This is a genomic window from Bartonella vinsonii subsp. berkhoffii ATCC 51672 (genome assembly GCF_902825225.1).
GTDB lineage: Bacteria > Pseudomonadota > Alphaproteobacteria > Rhizobiales > Rhizobiaceae > Bartonella > Bartonella berkhoffii.
Genome location: NZ_CADEAK010000065.1, coordinates 1 through 1,041, shown reverse-complemented (window position 1 = coordinate 1,041; position 1,041 = coordinate 1). Strand labels below are relative to the sequence as shown.

The window sequence follows — 1,041 nt, the reverse complement described above, 5'->3', positions numbered from 1 at the left end:
ACAACATCCCCTGACAACGGCTTGTACCCCGCCTTTATTTGCCAACGACACCGCAAAAGTTCATGCCCTAAAATGTGGTTATAACCCGCCAAGCGGCGTAAATAATCATTCAATTCTCGAACATCTTTCGCACTCAAAAAAATGCCTTCCAGTTCATGCTTTAACAAAGCAGAGCGCAAAGCAATCAAGCAATCTCCAACCATATAAGGGTTCCGTTTCATAACTTTTCGCCTCCAAAATCCATATGAATAACTGTACTGCTTGCATCAATTGCCTCATCCCTCTTGGAATAAGGAATTCTGCAACGGGGCAAAGCTTCCACCACTTGGCCCTCCAAAACCGCCTCTGCTTCGCTTAAACGGTGAATACTCAATTCCAACTCAAGGGATAGCGCTAAATCCACACAGAGTTTAAGCTGTTCTCCAATCTCAAAACCGCGTTGATAATCGTCATAAAGACCAACAAGCGTATTGGATAATTCTTTGTTGCATAAAGGGATCATGCCAATTCCTCCACATCACGGTTTTTCCACGCCGCTTTGACATGTTTAAGCGTGACTTCACATCCATCCCCAAGCGCTGCCATGCGTGCCAACATCATGGTCTTGTCAATTTGCCGCAAAGCACCAGCCTTTAAGCCAATCCCTGTCAGAAACTTTATCGCACCAACATCTTCAATCCCCCAATCATGGATACGCGCAGCAATATCTTCACTATAGGGTTTGCGACGTTTCAAATGCATTGCCAAGCGGCTTTTAATTTGCGCATAAGAGGGTCCATTTTGACGATGGACCAAACGTCCAGAAATCTCATCATTGCCAACCAAAGCTAACCCTGTGCCATTGATATCAACAAAATGGCGCAATTGATTAATCGCCTCATCCGTTAAATTTTGCGCCTCATCAACAATCAGTAACGTCCCACCACCTACCCGCTCTAACCTCTTGCCAATCGCACGGGTTAAACGGGTGGGATTATATTCCACCACTTCCAATTCTGCTGCCATATCATTCAAAATACCATGAACACTGCGCGTATGCGG

The 1,041-nt window shown here is 45.2% G+C and carries 3 protein-coding genes; all 3 read right to left on the bottom strand.

Features of this window, described 5'->3' with window-relative positions; all coding sequences use genetic code 11:
• The coding region (locus tag J7R10_RS08215; protein ID WP_208436434.1) for a hypothetical protein at nt 1-221 on the bottom strand (221 nt) is incomplete at its 3' end.
• Complete coding sequence (locus tag J7R10_RS08210; protein WP_010705671.1) at nt 218-502, bottom strand: hypothetical protein; 285 nt, start codon at nt 500-502, stop codon at nt 218-220. The genes J7R10_RS08215 and J7R10_RS08210, both read right to left, overlap by 4 nt.
• On the bottom strand, nt 499-1,041 hold a 543-nt coding region (locus tag J7R10_RS08205), incomplete at its 5' end, for an AAA family ATPase (protein WP_208436433.1). The genes J7R10_RS08205 and J7R10_RS08210, both read right to left, overlap by 4 nt.